General features: G+C 38.9%; 11 protein-coding genes. 9 read left to right on the top strand and 2 right to left on the bottom strand.

Annotated elements, in window-relative coordinates:
• The first annotated feature begins 62 nt into the window (after positions 1-62).
• The 4 genes from opp3b to V7108_RS00390 are packed head-to-tail and all read left to right on the top strand — an operon-like array spanning position 63 to position 4,154.
• Positions 63-992, top strand: a complete 930-nt coding sequence (opp3b, locus tag V7108_RS00375; RefSeq protein ID WP_335516433.1) for an oligopeptide ABC transporter permease — start codon at positions 63-65, stop codon at positions 990-992.
• Entirely contained in the window at positions 993-2,147 is a 1,155-nt protein-coding gene (opp3C, locus tag V7108_RS00380) for an oligopeptide ABC transporter permease (RefSeq protein ID WP_335516436.1), read from the top strand.
• A gap of 19 nt (positions 2,148-2,166) precedes the next feature.
• Positions 2,167-3,222 (top strand): ABC transporter ATP-binding protein, encoded by a 1,056-nt coding sequence (locus V7108_RS00385; RefSeq protein ID WP_335516439.1) that lies wholly within the window; start codon positions 2,167-2,169, stop codon positions 3,220-3,222.
• The gene (locus V7108_RS00390) at positions 3,219-4,154 is read left to right on the top strand and encodes an ABC transporter ATP-binding protein (protein ID WP_335516442.1); all 936 of its coding nucleotides are present in this window, start codon (positions 3,219-3,221) and stop codon (positions 4,152-4,154) included. The genes V7108_RS00385 and V7108_RS00390 overlap by 4 nt, the downstream gene beginning before the upstream one ends.
• Positions 4,155-4,194: 40 nt before the next feature.
• Here the strand turns inward: V7108_RS00390 and ilvA are convergent, their stop codons facing one another.
• Entirely contained in the window at positions 4,195-5,412 is a 1,218-nt protein-coding gene (gene ilvA / locus V7108_RS00395; RefSeq protein ID WP_335567084.1) for a threonine ammonia-lyase, read from the bottom strand.
• A gap of 281 nt (positions 5,413-5,693) precedes the next feature.
• Here ilvA and V7108_RS00400 point away from each other — a divergent pair, with 281 nt between their 5' ends.
• The gene (locus V7108_RS00400; protein WP_335567059.1) at positions 5,694-7,826 is read left to right on the top strand and encodes a choice-of-anchor J domain-containing protein; all 2,133 of its coding nucleotides are present in this window, start codon (positions 5,694-5,696) and stop codon (positions 7,824-7,826) included.
• Positions 7,827-7,957: 131 nt separating this feature from the next.
• Here the strand turns inward: V7108_RS00400 and V7108_RS00405 are convergent, their stop codons facing one another.
• The gene (locus V7108_RS00405) at positions 7,958-10,369 is read right to left on the bottom strand and encodes an immune inhibitor A domain-containing protein (protein ID WP_335567060.1); all 2,412 of its coding nucleotides are present in this window, start codon (positions 10,367-10,369) and stop codon (positions 7,958-7,960) included.
• A 390-nt stretch (positions 10,370-10,759) separates the two neighbouring features.
• Between V7108_RS00405 and V7108_RS00410 the strand changes: the two genes are divergently transcribed.
• From V7108_RS00410 to V7108_RS00425, 4 genes are all read left to right on the top strand, one after another.
• Positions 10,760-11,221, top strand: a complete 462-nt coding sequence (locus V7108_RS00410) for a DUF3052 domain-containing protein (RefSeq protein ID WP_335567061.1) — start codon at positions 10,760-10,762, stop codon at positions 11,219-11,221.
• A 338-nt stretch (positions 11,222-11,559) separates the two neighbouring features.
• A complete protein-coding gene (locus tag V7108_RS00415) occupies positions 11,560-12,738 on the top strand; it encodes a ParM/StbA family protein (RefSeq protein WP_335567062.1) in 1,179 nt (392 codons plus the stop codon).
• Positions 12,739-12,750: 12 nt separating this feature from the next.
• Positions 12,751-13,332: a hypothetical protein gene (locus V7108_RS00420; protein WP_335567063.1), complete on the top strand. Its 582-nt coding sequence runs from the start codon at positions 12,751-12,753 to the stop codon at positions 13,330-13,332.
• 165 nt (positions 13,333-13,497) lie between these two features.
• Positions 13,498-15,069, top strand: a complete 1,572-nt coding sequence (locus V7108_RS00425) for an ABC transporter substrate-binding protein (protein WP_335567085.1) — start codon at positions 13,498-13,500, stop codon at positions 15,067-15,069.
• Positions 15,070-15,074: the final 5 nt, after the last annotated feature.

The following is a 15,074-nucleotide window of genomic DNA, read 5'->3' on the forward strand; positions in this document are numbered from 1 at the left end:
ATTTATAATCGACAAGATATGACATATAATAAAGAGAAAAGAGAAATTTAGGAGGTGCAAAAATGACTCGATATATACTTCGTCGCGCATGGTATATGCTTATAACTTTATTTATTATTGCGACATTCTCATTCTTTCTGATGAAAATTTTGCCGGGTAGCCCGCTAAATGCAGAGGATAAGTTAAGCGAAGAACAAAAGGCAATCATTCTTGAAAAGTATGGATTAAATGATCCAATACCAGTCCAGTATGCTAAATATCTTGGAGGACTTGTACAGGGTGACTTGGGAGTATCCTTTAAATTTGATAATACGCCAGTTACAACCATATTGATGGACAGAATCGGGCCATCTGCACAAATAGGATTTCAGGCTTTAGTAGTAGGTTCAATCATTGGTATATTCCTTGGATTATTGGCCTCGATTTTCCGAAACGGACCAATAGATTATTCATCTACTATCATTGCTGTTTTAGGTACTTCCATTCCATCGTTTGTATTTGCAGGATTACTGCAGTATGTTTTTGCTGTGAAGTTAGGATGGTTTCCGGTGGCGCTATGGGGAAAATTTGAACATAGCATTTTACCGACAATTGCCTTGGCTATTCACCCAATGGCGACCGCAGCACGTTTTACAAGAACAGAAATGGTAGAAGTATTACATTCCAATTACATCACTACCGCACGTGCTAAGGGTGTGGCTGAATCAGGAATAATCTTAAAGCATGGTTTGCGTAATGCACTCATTCCGTTAATTACTGTTTTAGGTCCAATGGCCGTAGGTTTGATGACCGGTTCGTTGGTTATTGAACAAATATTTGCTATTCCTGGCATTGGGGAACAATTTGTAAGCTCTGTTATGGTAAATGATTATCCAACAATAATGGGAACAACATTATTATTTGCATTTGGCTTTATTTTAATTATCTTAATCATCGACCTCCTTTACGGATTGATTGATCCTAGGATTAGACTAGCAGGAGGTAATAAATAAATGGATAAAAAGAACATGAATAATATACCAAAAGATTTATTTGTTCCTCTTGTGCGTAAAGAGGATACGAGCGAAAAAATTTCAGCTCCGAGCAGAACGTTTTTTCAGGACGCTAAAAGAACACTTTTTAATAATAAACCCGCTGTTTTCAGCATGTTCCTAATCCTGCTTATTGTCATTATGAGTATTGTGGGTCCTTGGATGAACAGTTTTGGTTCGGATGATCAGGATTTGAAAAGGGCAAAAATGCCTCCGCGTATACCCGTATTGGAAAAGGTCTCTTGGCTTGGCGTAGATGGTACATTAACAGCTACTTTCCAAGGTAAAGATGTTAACCAAGCTACGGCTAAGGCAAATGCTAGATTTGATAATAAAGAGGATTTTATTGATCTTGAAGTCATTAATGAAGGCGATGGTACTAAAAATTCTGCTGAAGTTAAGGCAACCTATCATATATACGAGGCAAAAGATATGAAAGACACATATTTTTGGTTCGGAAGTGATGCCCTGGGTCGAGATCAATGGACAAGACTTTGGGAAGGTACAAGGGTTTCTTTAATCATCGCTGTTGTTGCCGCAGTGCTTGACCTTGTGATTGGGGTTGCGTATGGCGGAATTTCCGGGTTTTATGGAGGAAAAGTTGATAATATCATGCAGCGTATAGCTGAGATTTTAGTTGGTATTCCTAACTTAGTCATTATCCTTTTAATGATGCTTGTACTACAGCCGGGTATTACTTCAATTGTAATTGCTCTGACGATAACAGGCTGGATTGGTATGTCCCGAATTGTTCGTGGTGAAGTACTAAAGCTAAAGAACCAAGAGTTTGTTTTAGCTTCAAGAACGTTAGGAACATCTAATGGTACCATCATTCGAAAACATTTGGTTCCAAATATCAGTGGTATTATCATTATTAACACGATGTTTACCGTTCCAGGAGCTATCTTTTTTGAAGCATTCTTAAGTTTTATTGGACTAGGTATTGTTCCTCCAGATGCTTCACTTGGTTCTTTAATTGACCTTGGATTCGATAACCTCAGACTTTATCCATACATGCTCGTGTTCCCAGCAGTAGTAATCTCTGTACTAATGATTGCATTCAATATTGTTGGTGATGGTTTGAGAGACGCATTTGATCCGAAAATGCATAAATAAGAAAGTAGGTGTTTAATAAATGACTAAATTATTGGAAGTAAAAGATTTAAAAGTATCATTTAACACCTACAATGGTGAAGTGCATGCTGTTCGGGGTGTTAGCTTTGATTTAAATAAAGGCGAAACATTGGCCATCGTTGGGGAATCTGGATCAGGAAAGTCGGTAACCTCTAATGCAATTATGAGACTACTTCCAGAACCGCATGGCTACATTAAAGAAGGGCAAATCCTCCTTGAAGGGGAAGACCTTGCGAAGAAGACAAATAAAGAAATGCAAAAAATCCGTGGAAAAGACATTTCTATGGTTTTCCAAGATCCGATGTCGTCTCTAAATCCGACAATGAAAATTGGAAATCAAATCATGGAGGGTCTGATTAAGCACCAAAATATGAGTAAACAAGAGGCAAGAAAAACAGCTCTTGAATTATTGACGCTTGTTGGTATTCCAAGACCTGATGTACGAATTGAGCAATATCCGCATCAATTTTCGGGCGGTATGCGTCAGCGTGTGGTTGTAGCGATTGCCTTGGCATGTAATCCGAAGATTTTAATTGCCGATGAGCCGACAACCGCACTTGATGTAACCATTCAGGCGCAAATTTTGGAACTAATGAAGAGCATTCAACAGAAGACGGATAGCGCGATTATCTTTATCACCCACGACCTTGGTGTGGTAGCAAACGTAGCGGATCGTGTTGCGGTTATGTATGCTGGTAAAGTTGTTGAAATTGGAACGGTAGATGATATTTTCTATAATCCTAAGCACCCATATACATGGGGATTAATTGGCTCCATGCCTACACTAGATAGTACGGATGAAGAGCTGTTTGCAATTCCTGGCAGCCCGCCAGACATGCTTAATCCACCTGTAGGGGATGCGTTTGCTCCTAGAAACCAATTTGCATTAGAAATCGATACAGTGATGGAACCGCCGATGTTTAAAGTGTCAGACACACATTATGCGGCAACTTGGCTGTTACATGAAGATGCACCTAAAATCGAACCACCTGATGCCGTTAAGCGCAGGATGCAAGGTTTTGCGAATACTGGTGCTAAGGGCGGTGGCAAAAAGTGACTCGAGAAAAATTACTTGAAGTAAAAAATTTACAAAAGCATTTCTCTGTTGGGAATAAGAACATGATTAAAGCTGTCGATGGTGTAAGCTTTGATATTTATAAAGGTGAAACGTTTGGTCTAGTTGGTGAGTCAGGTTGTGGAAAGTCAACAACAGGCAGAACGATTATTCGTCTTTATGATGCAACTGGCGGGGAAGTTAAATTTAATGGTGAAGATGTTCATGGCAAGAAGTCAAAATCCGAGCTGCTTAAATTTAATCGAAAAATGCAAATGATCTTCCAAGATCCTTCTTCCTCTTTGAACCCTCGTATGACGGTTTTAGATATTATTGCTGAGGGACTAGATGTTCATAAACTAGTAAAAAATGATGCAGAACGGAAACAAAAGGTTGAAGAATTATTAGCAGCAGTAGGTCTTAACAAAGAACACGCAACCCGATTCCCGCATGAATTTAGCGGCGGTCAAAGACAGCGGATTGGGATTGCTAGAGCGCTGGCTGTTGATCCTGAGTTTATTATTGCCGATGAGCCAATCTCTGCACTAGACGTGTCCATTCAGGCACAGGTAGTCAATTTGCTTAAGAAACTGCAAAAAGAACGCGGCTTAACATACTTGTTCATTGCCCATGACCTTTCAATGGTTAAATATATATCAGATCGGATCGGCGTTATGTATATGGGTAATTTAGTTGAATTAGCGGAAAGTGATGAATTATACAATAATCCTATTCATCCTTATACAAAATCATTGCTATCAGCTATTCCACTTCCAGATCCAAGGTATGAGCGCACCCGCAAACGTATTACTTATGATCCATCTGTACATGATACAAGTGGTGAGTTTGAGCTTAGAGAAGTGATTCCAGGACACTTTGTACGTTGTACGGCAAAGGAATTTGAAAGATATCAGAATGAGCAAAAAGTAAAATAAGCAGTCACAAAAAAGAGTGTTGAGATATCAACACTCTTTTTTATGGCTGAAAATCAGTCATTTCAACGCTATAGTTTTTTTCCTTTAGTACTTTATATAATATGTCTATATGTTCATTGTTTTTGGTTTCAACGGAAATCTCTAGCTGTGCATAGCCCGGGTATATATTTTTACCCATATGGTGCAGGTTAACAGATTGAATGTTTGCCTCTAAGTCTGTCAGTGAGCTTAAAACCTTTTGAAGTTCACCTGGCTTATCTTTAAGGGTAATGTTAAAAGCAGCAAATCGTCCTGACTCCACTAATCCTCGTTCTATTATCCTTGAAATAAAATTCATATCGACATTTCCACCGCTTAGAACAGCGACGACCTTCTTTTCTTTCAACTTTACTTTTTCATATAAAAGAGATGAAAGAGAACAGGCACCGGAGCCTTCTACTAACAGCTTATTTCTCTCTAATAGCATAAGCATTGTTCTAGCAATTTCCATCTCATCCACACAATAAACATCATCAACATATTTTTGTGTAATTTCAAATGTCTTCTGCCCCGGTTTTTTTACGGCGATTCCATCCGCCATCGTTGGTGTTGAATCTACTATTACAGGGCTTTTTTCTATTAAGGACTGTTTCATACTAGGACAGGCGACTGTCTGAACTCCATATACAGCGATATGAGGGTTCTTCTCCTTGATAGCCATCGCTACCCCTGCAATCAGCCCGCCGCCGCCTACAGGGCAGATAACAGCCTCTACGTCGGGAAGCTGATCGAGGATTTCTAAACCAGCAGTCCCTTGTCCGGCTATAATGGCTTCATCGTCAAAGGCATGAATAAAGGTGGCAGCCCTTTGTTCTTTTAACTCTAAAGCAAAGGAAAGGGCATCATCAAAGGTAGCCCCTTCTAGTATCACCTCGGCCCCATATTGCTTTGTTGCGAGAATCTTGCTTAACGGTGCACCTTTTGGCATTACGATGGTACAGTTTACGCCCAACATTTGACTTGAATATGCCACCCCTTGGGCATGGTTCCCTGCAGAAGCAGCCACAACCCCTTTCTGTAATTCTTCTTCTGTTAAGGAAATCAGCTTATTATAGGACCCCCTAGCTTTAAAGGAACCCGTTTTTTGGAGGTTTTCGAGCTTCAAATATACTTCATTATGAGCAAGCAGACTAAATGTTTTTGAGTAGTCCAAAGGTGTTGTATGAATCACTCCCTTCATCTTCTCTCGGGCAATGATAATATCATCTACATTCACAATAAAATTCCTCCTGCTGACACGCATTTTTATTCTTAGGATGTACTATGCAAGGCAAACTATGAATTATTTCCCGGAAATACTATCACAATAATGATTTGGGTCTTTTGTCTCACAAGTGACTAGTAGAATAAATCCCATTATAAGTAATAAGTTCCATGGTAGTTGTCAGAAAATTGGATCTTTAGCAGGGGTTAGTTTGCGACAAAATAACTATATATTGCAAAAATTTGTTATGTTACTATTATTTGGAAAACACTATACATAAAAGGGGGAACTTGGAATTGAGAAAGAAAAAACTTTTATCAATCCTATCAACCGGTGCATTAGCGCTATCACTTTTTGCACCACTATCAGTTAGCGATTCGAAGGTTAAAGCAGCTGAAACAACAGCACCAAAATGGGATGTAGAGCGTTATGGAGATCGAGTAGATATAGATGGTCAGCTAAATCTACTAAGTAATGATTCTTCATTTTTAAAGCAGGCAGAAAAAAAGATAAAAGATCAGGCTGCAGAAATTAATTTTAACGAAGATGAAGGTACTGAAGGTCCAGGAAACAATATTTCTGCTACGAGTGTTGGACAGAAAAAATTGTTTTTAAATAGAAATTTAGCGTTTAAACAGTTTACTCTTCGCAGTGTAGGAGAAAATGTTGAAATTTGGGTAGCAGATAATTTAGCCTTCAAAGATGGTGACCCACGTCCTGCACATGTTGTAACACAAGAACAAGTAGATAAACTACGTGATGAGTTTGATCGTAATATCTATCCTAAGGCTACAGAGTTCTTTGGAACACCGGACGCACTTGATGGTTCTCATTCTCCATTACCTGAAATGGTTGGACTACCAGAGGGGTATTATGAAGGCAGCGATAAAATTATCATGTTAGTAGATAATATTCAGGATGATAACTATAATGACCCAACTTATCCATTCTTTGTTGCCGGTTTCTTCTGGCAAACACTAGAAAACTATATTGATAGAAACATTATTACAATCGATACAAATAGCTGGGAAACTCGTTTAGAGTCAACATTTTTCGGAACAACCATTCATGAGTTACAGCATTTAATTCATGCTGATAATGACGGTGCAGAAGAATCTTGGTTAAATGAAGGAATGTCTACTTTTTCTGAATACCTTGGCGGCTATGGGCATGATGCTAGCTCCATTAACTTCTACTTAGACCATCCTGAAAACTCATTAGTGAATTGGGATGAACACCAGGGAGCAAAAACTGGCCCTGAAACAATTGCTGACTATGGTCAAGTTTACCTATTTACCTTGTACATGAATGACAAATTTGGGCGAGAGTTTATACGTGACTTAGCACTAAATAAATCACAAGGTTTGAATAGTGTTAATGAAGTTTTAAAGGCACACGGTTCTAGTTTAGACTTCACGCAGCTCTATCAAAACTTTATTACTGCATTAACACTGGATTCTGATAGAGTCGGTAATGGAGTTTATAATTTTGATAGCATAGATCTTCGTGAACTTCTTGTAGGCAATACAGGTCAGAAACGCGGTAAGACGGTAGACTTTGAAAAAGCAGTAACATTTGAAAAAGAAGGCGTTCCGGCATGGGGCGGTGATTTTAAAGAGTTAGATTTCCAAGATAAGATTAGAAGTATCTCATTTGACGGAGTTGACTTCTTAGGTACTCCATGGGTATCTGTTGCTGATCCTAAAGATCCTGCAAATAAAGTATTATGGGGCGCTCAGGGCGATGAAGCAGACAATGCAATAGTTCTTGAAGCGGATTTATCAGGTGTTGCTGCAGCAACATTAAACTTTGACCATTACCTTGATATCGAAGAGCAGTGGGATTTCGGAGTAGTTCAAGTATCAACGGATAGCGGTAAGACTTGGAAGAGCCTAGCAAATGAAAACACTCGTAGTGATGTTGTTGAGCAAGGCTATCCGAAAATTAAAGAAAACGTACCTGGTTTTACAGGAAATATAAAAGCTTGGCAAGAGGAGTCTTTTGATTTAAGCGAGTATGCCGGTCAAAACGTATTGGTTTCCTTCCGGTACTTAACGGACTGGGCTCACACAGACGGTGGCTGGTTTATTGATAATATCCAAATTCCAGAAATTGGTTATATAAATAATGGAAACTCTACAGACGGCCTCAAATCTTTACAAGAGATTGCTGGACAGTATGTAAACTACACCGTAACATTTATCAACGAAAAAGAAGTTGGGAATAAAAAGGGTGCTAAAACAAACTATAAAGTAATTACAGTCGATCCATTCAATGTTACTGAAGAGGATGCATTAACTCTTAGACAGTTATTCAAAGATGGAAAGAATTATATGATTACATCCTACGCAGCACCTGCAGATGATAAAAATCCAGTAGACTTTACCTATGAAGTAGAGTTAAAAGGTAAATCACCTAAGAAGAAGTAATGTAAAAACTTTAAAGCCCGGATAATGACTAGTAACATGGTCATTATCCGGGCCTTTTGTATTAGCAGAAAGGTAAATGAAAAAAATGACTCCGGACAATTCCAGAGCCATCTATTCGTACATGTTAATGTTTACTTAAAGATTAACACCTTACCAACAGTACCATCAGCACTTTCGCCAACCACACGGAATTTTAATCCGTATTTAGGTACATTACGTCCAGCGTCTACTAGACCTGGATTAGAGTAGTTTGCACTGTCATCGAATAATGGGTTACGTTGGGTGAAGTTGTCAGTAATTGTATATCCCAAAAGTGAAGTATAATCAACAAACATTTTTGGGGTTTTATTAAGACCGAAAGCAGCATCGTGCATTTGGAAGCGTGAATTGGCCACAGCTTTATTACTATTTGTAACAGTATGTTGATCAGCATCGACTACCCCTAGGAAACCATCACCAGGATGAACTCCTGTCCAGTTGTCACCGTAAGAATCATCGACATACCAAACTACTAGACCCGGGTCATAGCTCATCAAGCTGGCACCGCGACGTATATTCTTTAATCCTTGGTCAACACCATTGTGTGATCTCCATTCTAATAGGTAATAGTGGTTAGTAGTGGTTTTACCCTCATGCTTTTCAAATCCATCTAATGCAAATCTAGGTTCTCCTTCAGCACCATCGGAGAATGCTTCCGTTCCATTAGCTGTTACTTTTATATTGTCAGCAAAAAATCCATCTAAATTGGTTGCCCAGTCTGACATTGATCGGAATTGAAGTTGGATTTCTTGTCCAATATAGGCACTTAAATCGATGGTTTCATGAATCCAGCCGTTGCTTGAGCCAGTGTAGCCTGGGAGGTTTTCTTTGATTGCAGGGTAGCCGTCTGTGTCAAGAGTAGTAGTAGTTCTTTCACTTGCTAGTGATGTCCAAGTTTCCCCGTTATCAGTTGAGACTTGAACCATGGCATAATCCCAATCCGTCTCAATATTGTACCAGGCATCGAAATCAAGAGTTGCATTTGTGGCACCAGTTAGATTTACTGTCGCGACCATTTTATGGTCAACTTCATCACCTTTGCCGCCATAGTATTCAAATGATCCATCTTTTGGTGTATTCAATATTCGTAATTTACCTGGAAGATCAATTCTTATTGCGTCATTATTGGTTCCTTTGGTATTCGCTTGGTCAATTAGTACTTCTATTCCTTCTTTTGATACATTATCTGCATGAATTGTAGTTCCATTTAACCAATTGCTTTGTGGGATATTTTCATCATTACCGACCATAGAGGCATGTAAAAATTGCTTTGCCCATGGGCTAAATCCTGTTGGTTCAGTTCCAGGAATAGCACCAGCCCAGCTGCCGCCTGACATAAGTGACCAATACTCAATTGGCTCACCAGCACCAGAATATATAGTATCATATTCATCTGGAAGTCCTAAATCATGCCCATATTCGTGTGCGAATACACCTGCGGCGCCATCTGCTGGTTCTATTGTATAGTCATAAGCATACATAACACCTTCACCAAAGTAGTCTACCTCTGGAACAGGAGACCCAGTAATTGGAGCTACTCCACCAAGATCCCAACGGTGTGACCAAATTGCATCTCCACCCAAGGAACCGCCTCCAGCTTCTTCACCAACGGAAGAATGTACAACCATTAAATGGTCAATGATTCCATCTGGTTCACGGAGGTTACCGTCACCGTCCAAATCATAGCGATCCTCTTTGTCATATTTATTTAATTCAACCCCAGCTGCGGCTGCAGCCAATAAAGCTTCATAAACAAGATTTCGTGGCCTGCTGTCGTTATCACTTGCGTTATTACCACCATAGTAGGCTGCATTATTTTTTGCTTTATACCAGCCAACTACATCCCCGCCGATTGTATAACTTCCACCAGATTGTTCCTCATAATATTTTTTTACCGAAACAAGTTTTTCACCGTTCGGTCCATCATAATATCCGTCATTACCACCGAACAGCATGTCTTCATAGTGCTCTTTTGTGTATTCGTCATAGTACATTGATGTTTCATTTGCAGTGATATTTGTTGCTGGGAAGTCTGGATATTCTATTAGTAGAACAAGGATATCATCTTGACGTAAAGCTCCATCCCAGTTTTCTTCTGTGACTTTATTAACTGTATTCTTTTTAGCTTGCCCCAGTTTATTTCCTTTACCGTTCACTAAACCAGTGTTAGCCAGTTTATCTTTTAATGTACTTTGTAATTCTTTTTGCTGCTTATGGAGCTGACCGGTTTCTTTTGTTGCACTAGCTGCTTTATTTTTTAAGAACTTTTGTAAGGCTTTCTCGGCCTCCGCAGGAGTGGCATTTTTTGCAATTGTGCCGTTCTTTTTGAGCATTTCTATTAATCTCTCATCATTTGCAATGCCAAGGTCGATAGGGGCACCTTGTGATGTTAGTTTAGAAGCGTAATCGGTAGCTTTTACATTTTGTGGGACTGCAGCGACATTGAACAACCCTAATCCTAGAGATAGGGTTAATGCAGTTGATAGAATTTTTCTCTTCTTCATATAGAACCTCCCTTTTTTCTCTTTTGTCGATTAAGACGAACTTACTACAAATACTATGTATAAATCCCTCCTTACAAATAGTAATTCTACTAATCTCAAAATTATTCGAGTCCCTAAGAATATAGTAGTGTAAAATAATGATATAACTATGATTGAATATTGTAAATATTAAATTAATTTATGACAAAACTAGTTACAATACCTCCAATAGTGACATCATCCAAGACCTCGAAATGGCTTTATTCTACAAGAAACTTGTTAAATCGCAGGAAAAAGTGAATTTCCAAAAATGTAGAGTTAGATAACAACCCGAGGATTGAATCCTATTTTTTGAAAACAAATGATTATGTTATGATAAATAATATACATAGTGAGGGGAGAGTTTTAGGAATGACTGATGCAGCTCCAGTGCTTAAGAAATTGAATTTTAAAGATCAGGGGCAGCCAGTATTACTTATAAATGCACCTAAGGCTTATGATGATGTTAAAACGGCGTTTGAAGGTGAAGTCCATCAGGAGGCCGTGCAGGAGCTGTATGACTTTATTCAGGTATTTGGAATAAGTAATCAGGAGCTTCAATCAGCTGCTAAAAATGCCGTTCCCCACCTCAATGAGGATGGTTTATTATGGCTTTGTTATCCAAAGAAGTCTTCGAAGATCTATAAAGGCTCTGATTGCAGCCGTGAGACGGTGACGGGTATGCTTTCTGAAGAAGGCTATGAACCAGTTCGGCAAATTGCCATTGATGATGATTGGTCAGCATTACGATTCCGGAAGCCTGAAAAAATCAAGAAAATGATTCGAGGTTTTGCGGTAACCGAAGAAGGAAAAAAACGTACAAATAAGGAATAGATCCTGGTTGATTTAGGGTCTATTTTTTGTATACACTTTCTGTCTACTTGTACACACATTCTGTAAACATGTAAACAAACTTGTATACATCGTGTTTACAAAAATGTATACAAGTTTACAAATACGTATACATGTTGATGTATAGCTATGTGTACAGGTTTGTATACTTTGTAAACACATTTGTATACAACGATTACATAATGTTTACAATTTTACACATTCATTTCTTTTCAAATAGTTTATTGTAGAATCTATTAATCTTCTATAAACTAAAACTAGAGAAGCTAGATACAGATTTTCAGTTACTTCTAACATAAGAGAATGAGAGGATGGTCATTTTGAGTAATACTAGAGTGGCAGCAGTTGACGTAGGGAATGATTCGATTAAGGCTATTTTTGGAGAATTAGAATATGAGCTTAATATTCCTAATATCATTGCAAGGGATACAGAGGATCGCCCGGTAATTGGAATTGAAGAATTAGATGAAAAAAACCCCCTTGATGGCATACATATCAAAGTTCATTCTCCCGCATTGAAAGATAATAATGCGATTTATCGTGTGGGAAATCTAGCAACTAAAAGTGTTAATGCGACAGAATTAGATCCTGGCAGCAGCAAATCCGAGGAGGACCAAACACTGGTTCTGCTTTTCACTACACTAGCGCTAGATGCCGTGAAGGATGTAAATAAAAATAACTTCCGTCAAGTGAAAAATGTTATCGATGCCAACTATACATTAGGAACTGGTCTCCCCCTTCGTGAAGTTAAGGAAGGTAAGGACGCTGGCTATCGTTCGAAATTAATTGGATCTGTCCACCAAGTTGAGTTCTTGGTTACGCCTAAATACCAAGGTTTAAAAGTTAATATTAAGTTTGATGAAATTAAGGTATACCCTGAGGGGTTCGCAGCTTATATTAATCTAGTAATGGATAATAACGCAAAAATCATTAATAAAGACTTAATTGATAAGCGTATTTTGATTCAAGATATCGGCGGATTATCAACCGATATTGCGGTTATTAAGAATCGAAATGTTGATGATGATAAAGCTCAAGGTTTTAATCTAGGTGTTTCAGAATCACTCGAACAAATCCGTGAAGAAATCAGAAAGAAGCACGGTGTTGAATTAGACAGCCGCCGCGATGTGGTTGACATTATCACCAAGAAAAACGACCGAAATCATATCATGGTGAGAGGTAGCAGAACGAGTGTACATGATATTACGGACCGCATTCTGCTTGATTTGGCAAAGAAACAATATCGTTTATTACGGAACGTTTGGTCAAAGAACTCTCAAACAGAAATTTGCTATTTCGTCGGCGGTGGTGCGACGGTTTTAAAAGATTATCTTAAAACGTTAAATAATAACCTTGATGGTTTTAATATTGATTTCTTTGAAGATGAAAAGGAAAGTATTTGGATGATGGCCAATGCTTATTACAAGCTCATCATGGATTTTGTTAGAAAATCAGAGAAACAAAAGGTTGAACAGCCGAAAAAACCTGTTACCAATTAATAGGGTGATAAGATGAAAAAAGCAGGATCCAATGAAATTCAGCGGGGACAGGCGATTTCCTTTCGCGTCCCTTCTGACACCCCTGATCATCTAGTCAAACAGCTGCAAAGGTTAAAGGAAACCGAAAGAAGAAATTTTTCAAGCAAAATCGCAGAATTTGTGATGGAGGGTGTTAGTAACGCGAATGCAAAAGAGCGGGAAATGGTGTCAGTCCCTCTTCCTAAAAAGCTAACCAAAGCACAGCGCGATTGGCTGAAGCACGAGCATTCCGAGGCGTTATTGGGGAGCATTATCTATCAACTAATCTCTGATCCAGTACGGTCTACCTCCTTACTGGCAAGCTTAAACAGCCATTCAACTGATATCGACGAGGCCTTGTATCTACAGGAGGAAAGAGTTCCTGAAATTCATTCCTATCGAGACAAGGATGGCACCGATGAGGAAATCGCTGCTTCTATTGATTTATCCGATATGGATGATTTAGATGAGTTTAACTGGGAGACAGCGGAAACTTTGGTTGAAGAAGAAAAGATAGAGGAAGAGCCCGACCTAGATGATCTATTGGGCGGATTTCTAGCAAGCATGAATAAATAATGATATATAATAGATTCGGGAGATAAGCATTTTTTCTGCTTATCTTTTTTGTGTTTGTCTTAATTCCTGTTTGTTATCCTATGCTATAATTTTCTTGAAAAGATTTTACCTATTTTTATAGGGATTGGAGTGGGCAACTTGAAAAAAACGGCCTTATTTTTACTTATGGTGCTCTCACTTATTTTTGCAGGTTGTGCACAAGAGAAAAATAACCAAGCAGAAAATAATGAAACGAATAAAGAGGAGCTTGTTTTAGCAGTGGGAAATGAGCCGGAAACAGGCTTTGATCCAGCTTTAGGCTGGGGGCAATATGGGTCGCCGCTATTTCAAAGTACATTACTAAAAAGAGACAACAACTTAAAGATTACATATGACGTAGCAACAGGCTATGATGTTAGTCAGGATGGCAAGACGTGGACTGTGAAACTACGGGACGATGTTCTATTTTCAGATGGACAGCCATTAACAGCGGAGGATGTCAAATTTACGTTTGAAACTGCACTAACAAGTGGTTCCGTTCTTGATTTGAATATTCTTGAGTCAGTAGAGGTTACCGATGCCGCTACGGTTAAATTTCACCTTCACCATGCGAATTCAACCTTTATTCATTCATTGTTAACTTTGGGAATAATCCCAAGGCATGCCTATGATGATCACTATGCTGAAAATCCAGTTGGTTCAGGTCCATTTAAGCTAGTCCAGTGGGATAAAGGTCAACAAATTATTATTGAAAGGAACCCTGAATACTACGGTACAAAGCCATATTTTAAAAAGATTACTTTCTTATTTTTAAATGAGGATGCTGCCTTTGCTGCAGCCAAAGCAGGGCAGGTAGATATGGCGTATATCCCTGCCTCTTTTAGTAAGAATAGCGTCTCTGGTATGCGTCTTGAAGCTGTTCAAAGTGTGGATAATCGTGGAATTATGTTCCCTTATGTTCCTTCAGGCGAAAAAACAAAAGATGGTTTTGCTATCGGCAACGATGTAACAGCAGACATCGCGATTCGGAAGGCTATTAATGTTGCGATTGATCGCCAAGCTCTAGTGGATGGAATTTTAGAGGGTCACGGTACACCTGGCTACTCAGTAGCAGATGGCTTGCCCTGGGGAAATGAAGAGACAAAAATCAAAGACAGTAACCTGAAACATGCAAAAGAAATCTTGGCTAATGGTAATTGGAAAGACGAAAATGATGATGGTCTTCTTGAAAAAGGAGAATTAAAGGCGGAAATTAACCTCCTCTACCCTGCTGGTGATGGGATTAGACAATCGTTAGCTATTTCCGTTGCGGATATGGTAAAACCATTAGGAATAAAAATAAATGTTGAAGGTAAGAGCTGGGACGAAATTGAATCGCTAATGCATTCGAATGCAGTGATAATGGGCTGGGGCAGCCATGATCCGCTTGAAATCTATAATCTGTTTAGCGGAAAAATGGCAGGAATGGAGTATTATAACGCAGGTTTTTATAAAAATGAAAAAGTAGACGAGTATTTGGAAAAGGCATTAGCAGCGATTACTGAGGAAGAAGCGCTTGAGTACTGGAAAAAAGCCCAATGGGATGGTATGACCGGATTTAGTTCATTAGGGGACGCACCATGGGCATGGCTGGTAAATATCGATCACTTGTATCTAGTGAATGAAAAATTGGATATCGGGGAGCAGAGAATTCAGCCTCATAGTCATGGCTGGCCGATTACGGATAACCTAGTGGACTGGAAATGGAATGAGGAATAAATGAT

The organism is Neobacillus vireti, assembly GCF_036962345.1.
Lineage (GTDB): Bacteria > Bacillota > Bacilli > Bacillales > Cytobacillaceae > Neobacillus > Neobacillus vireti_A.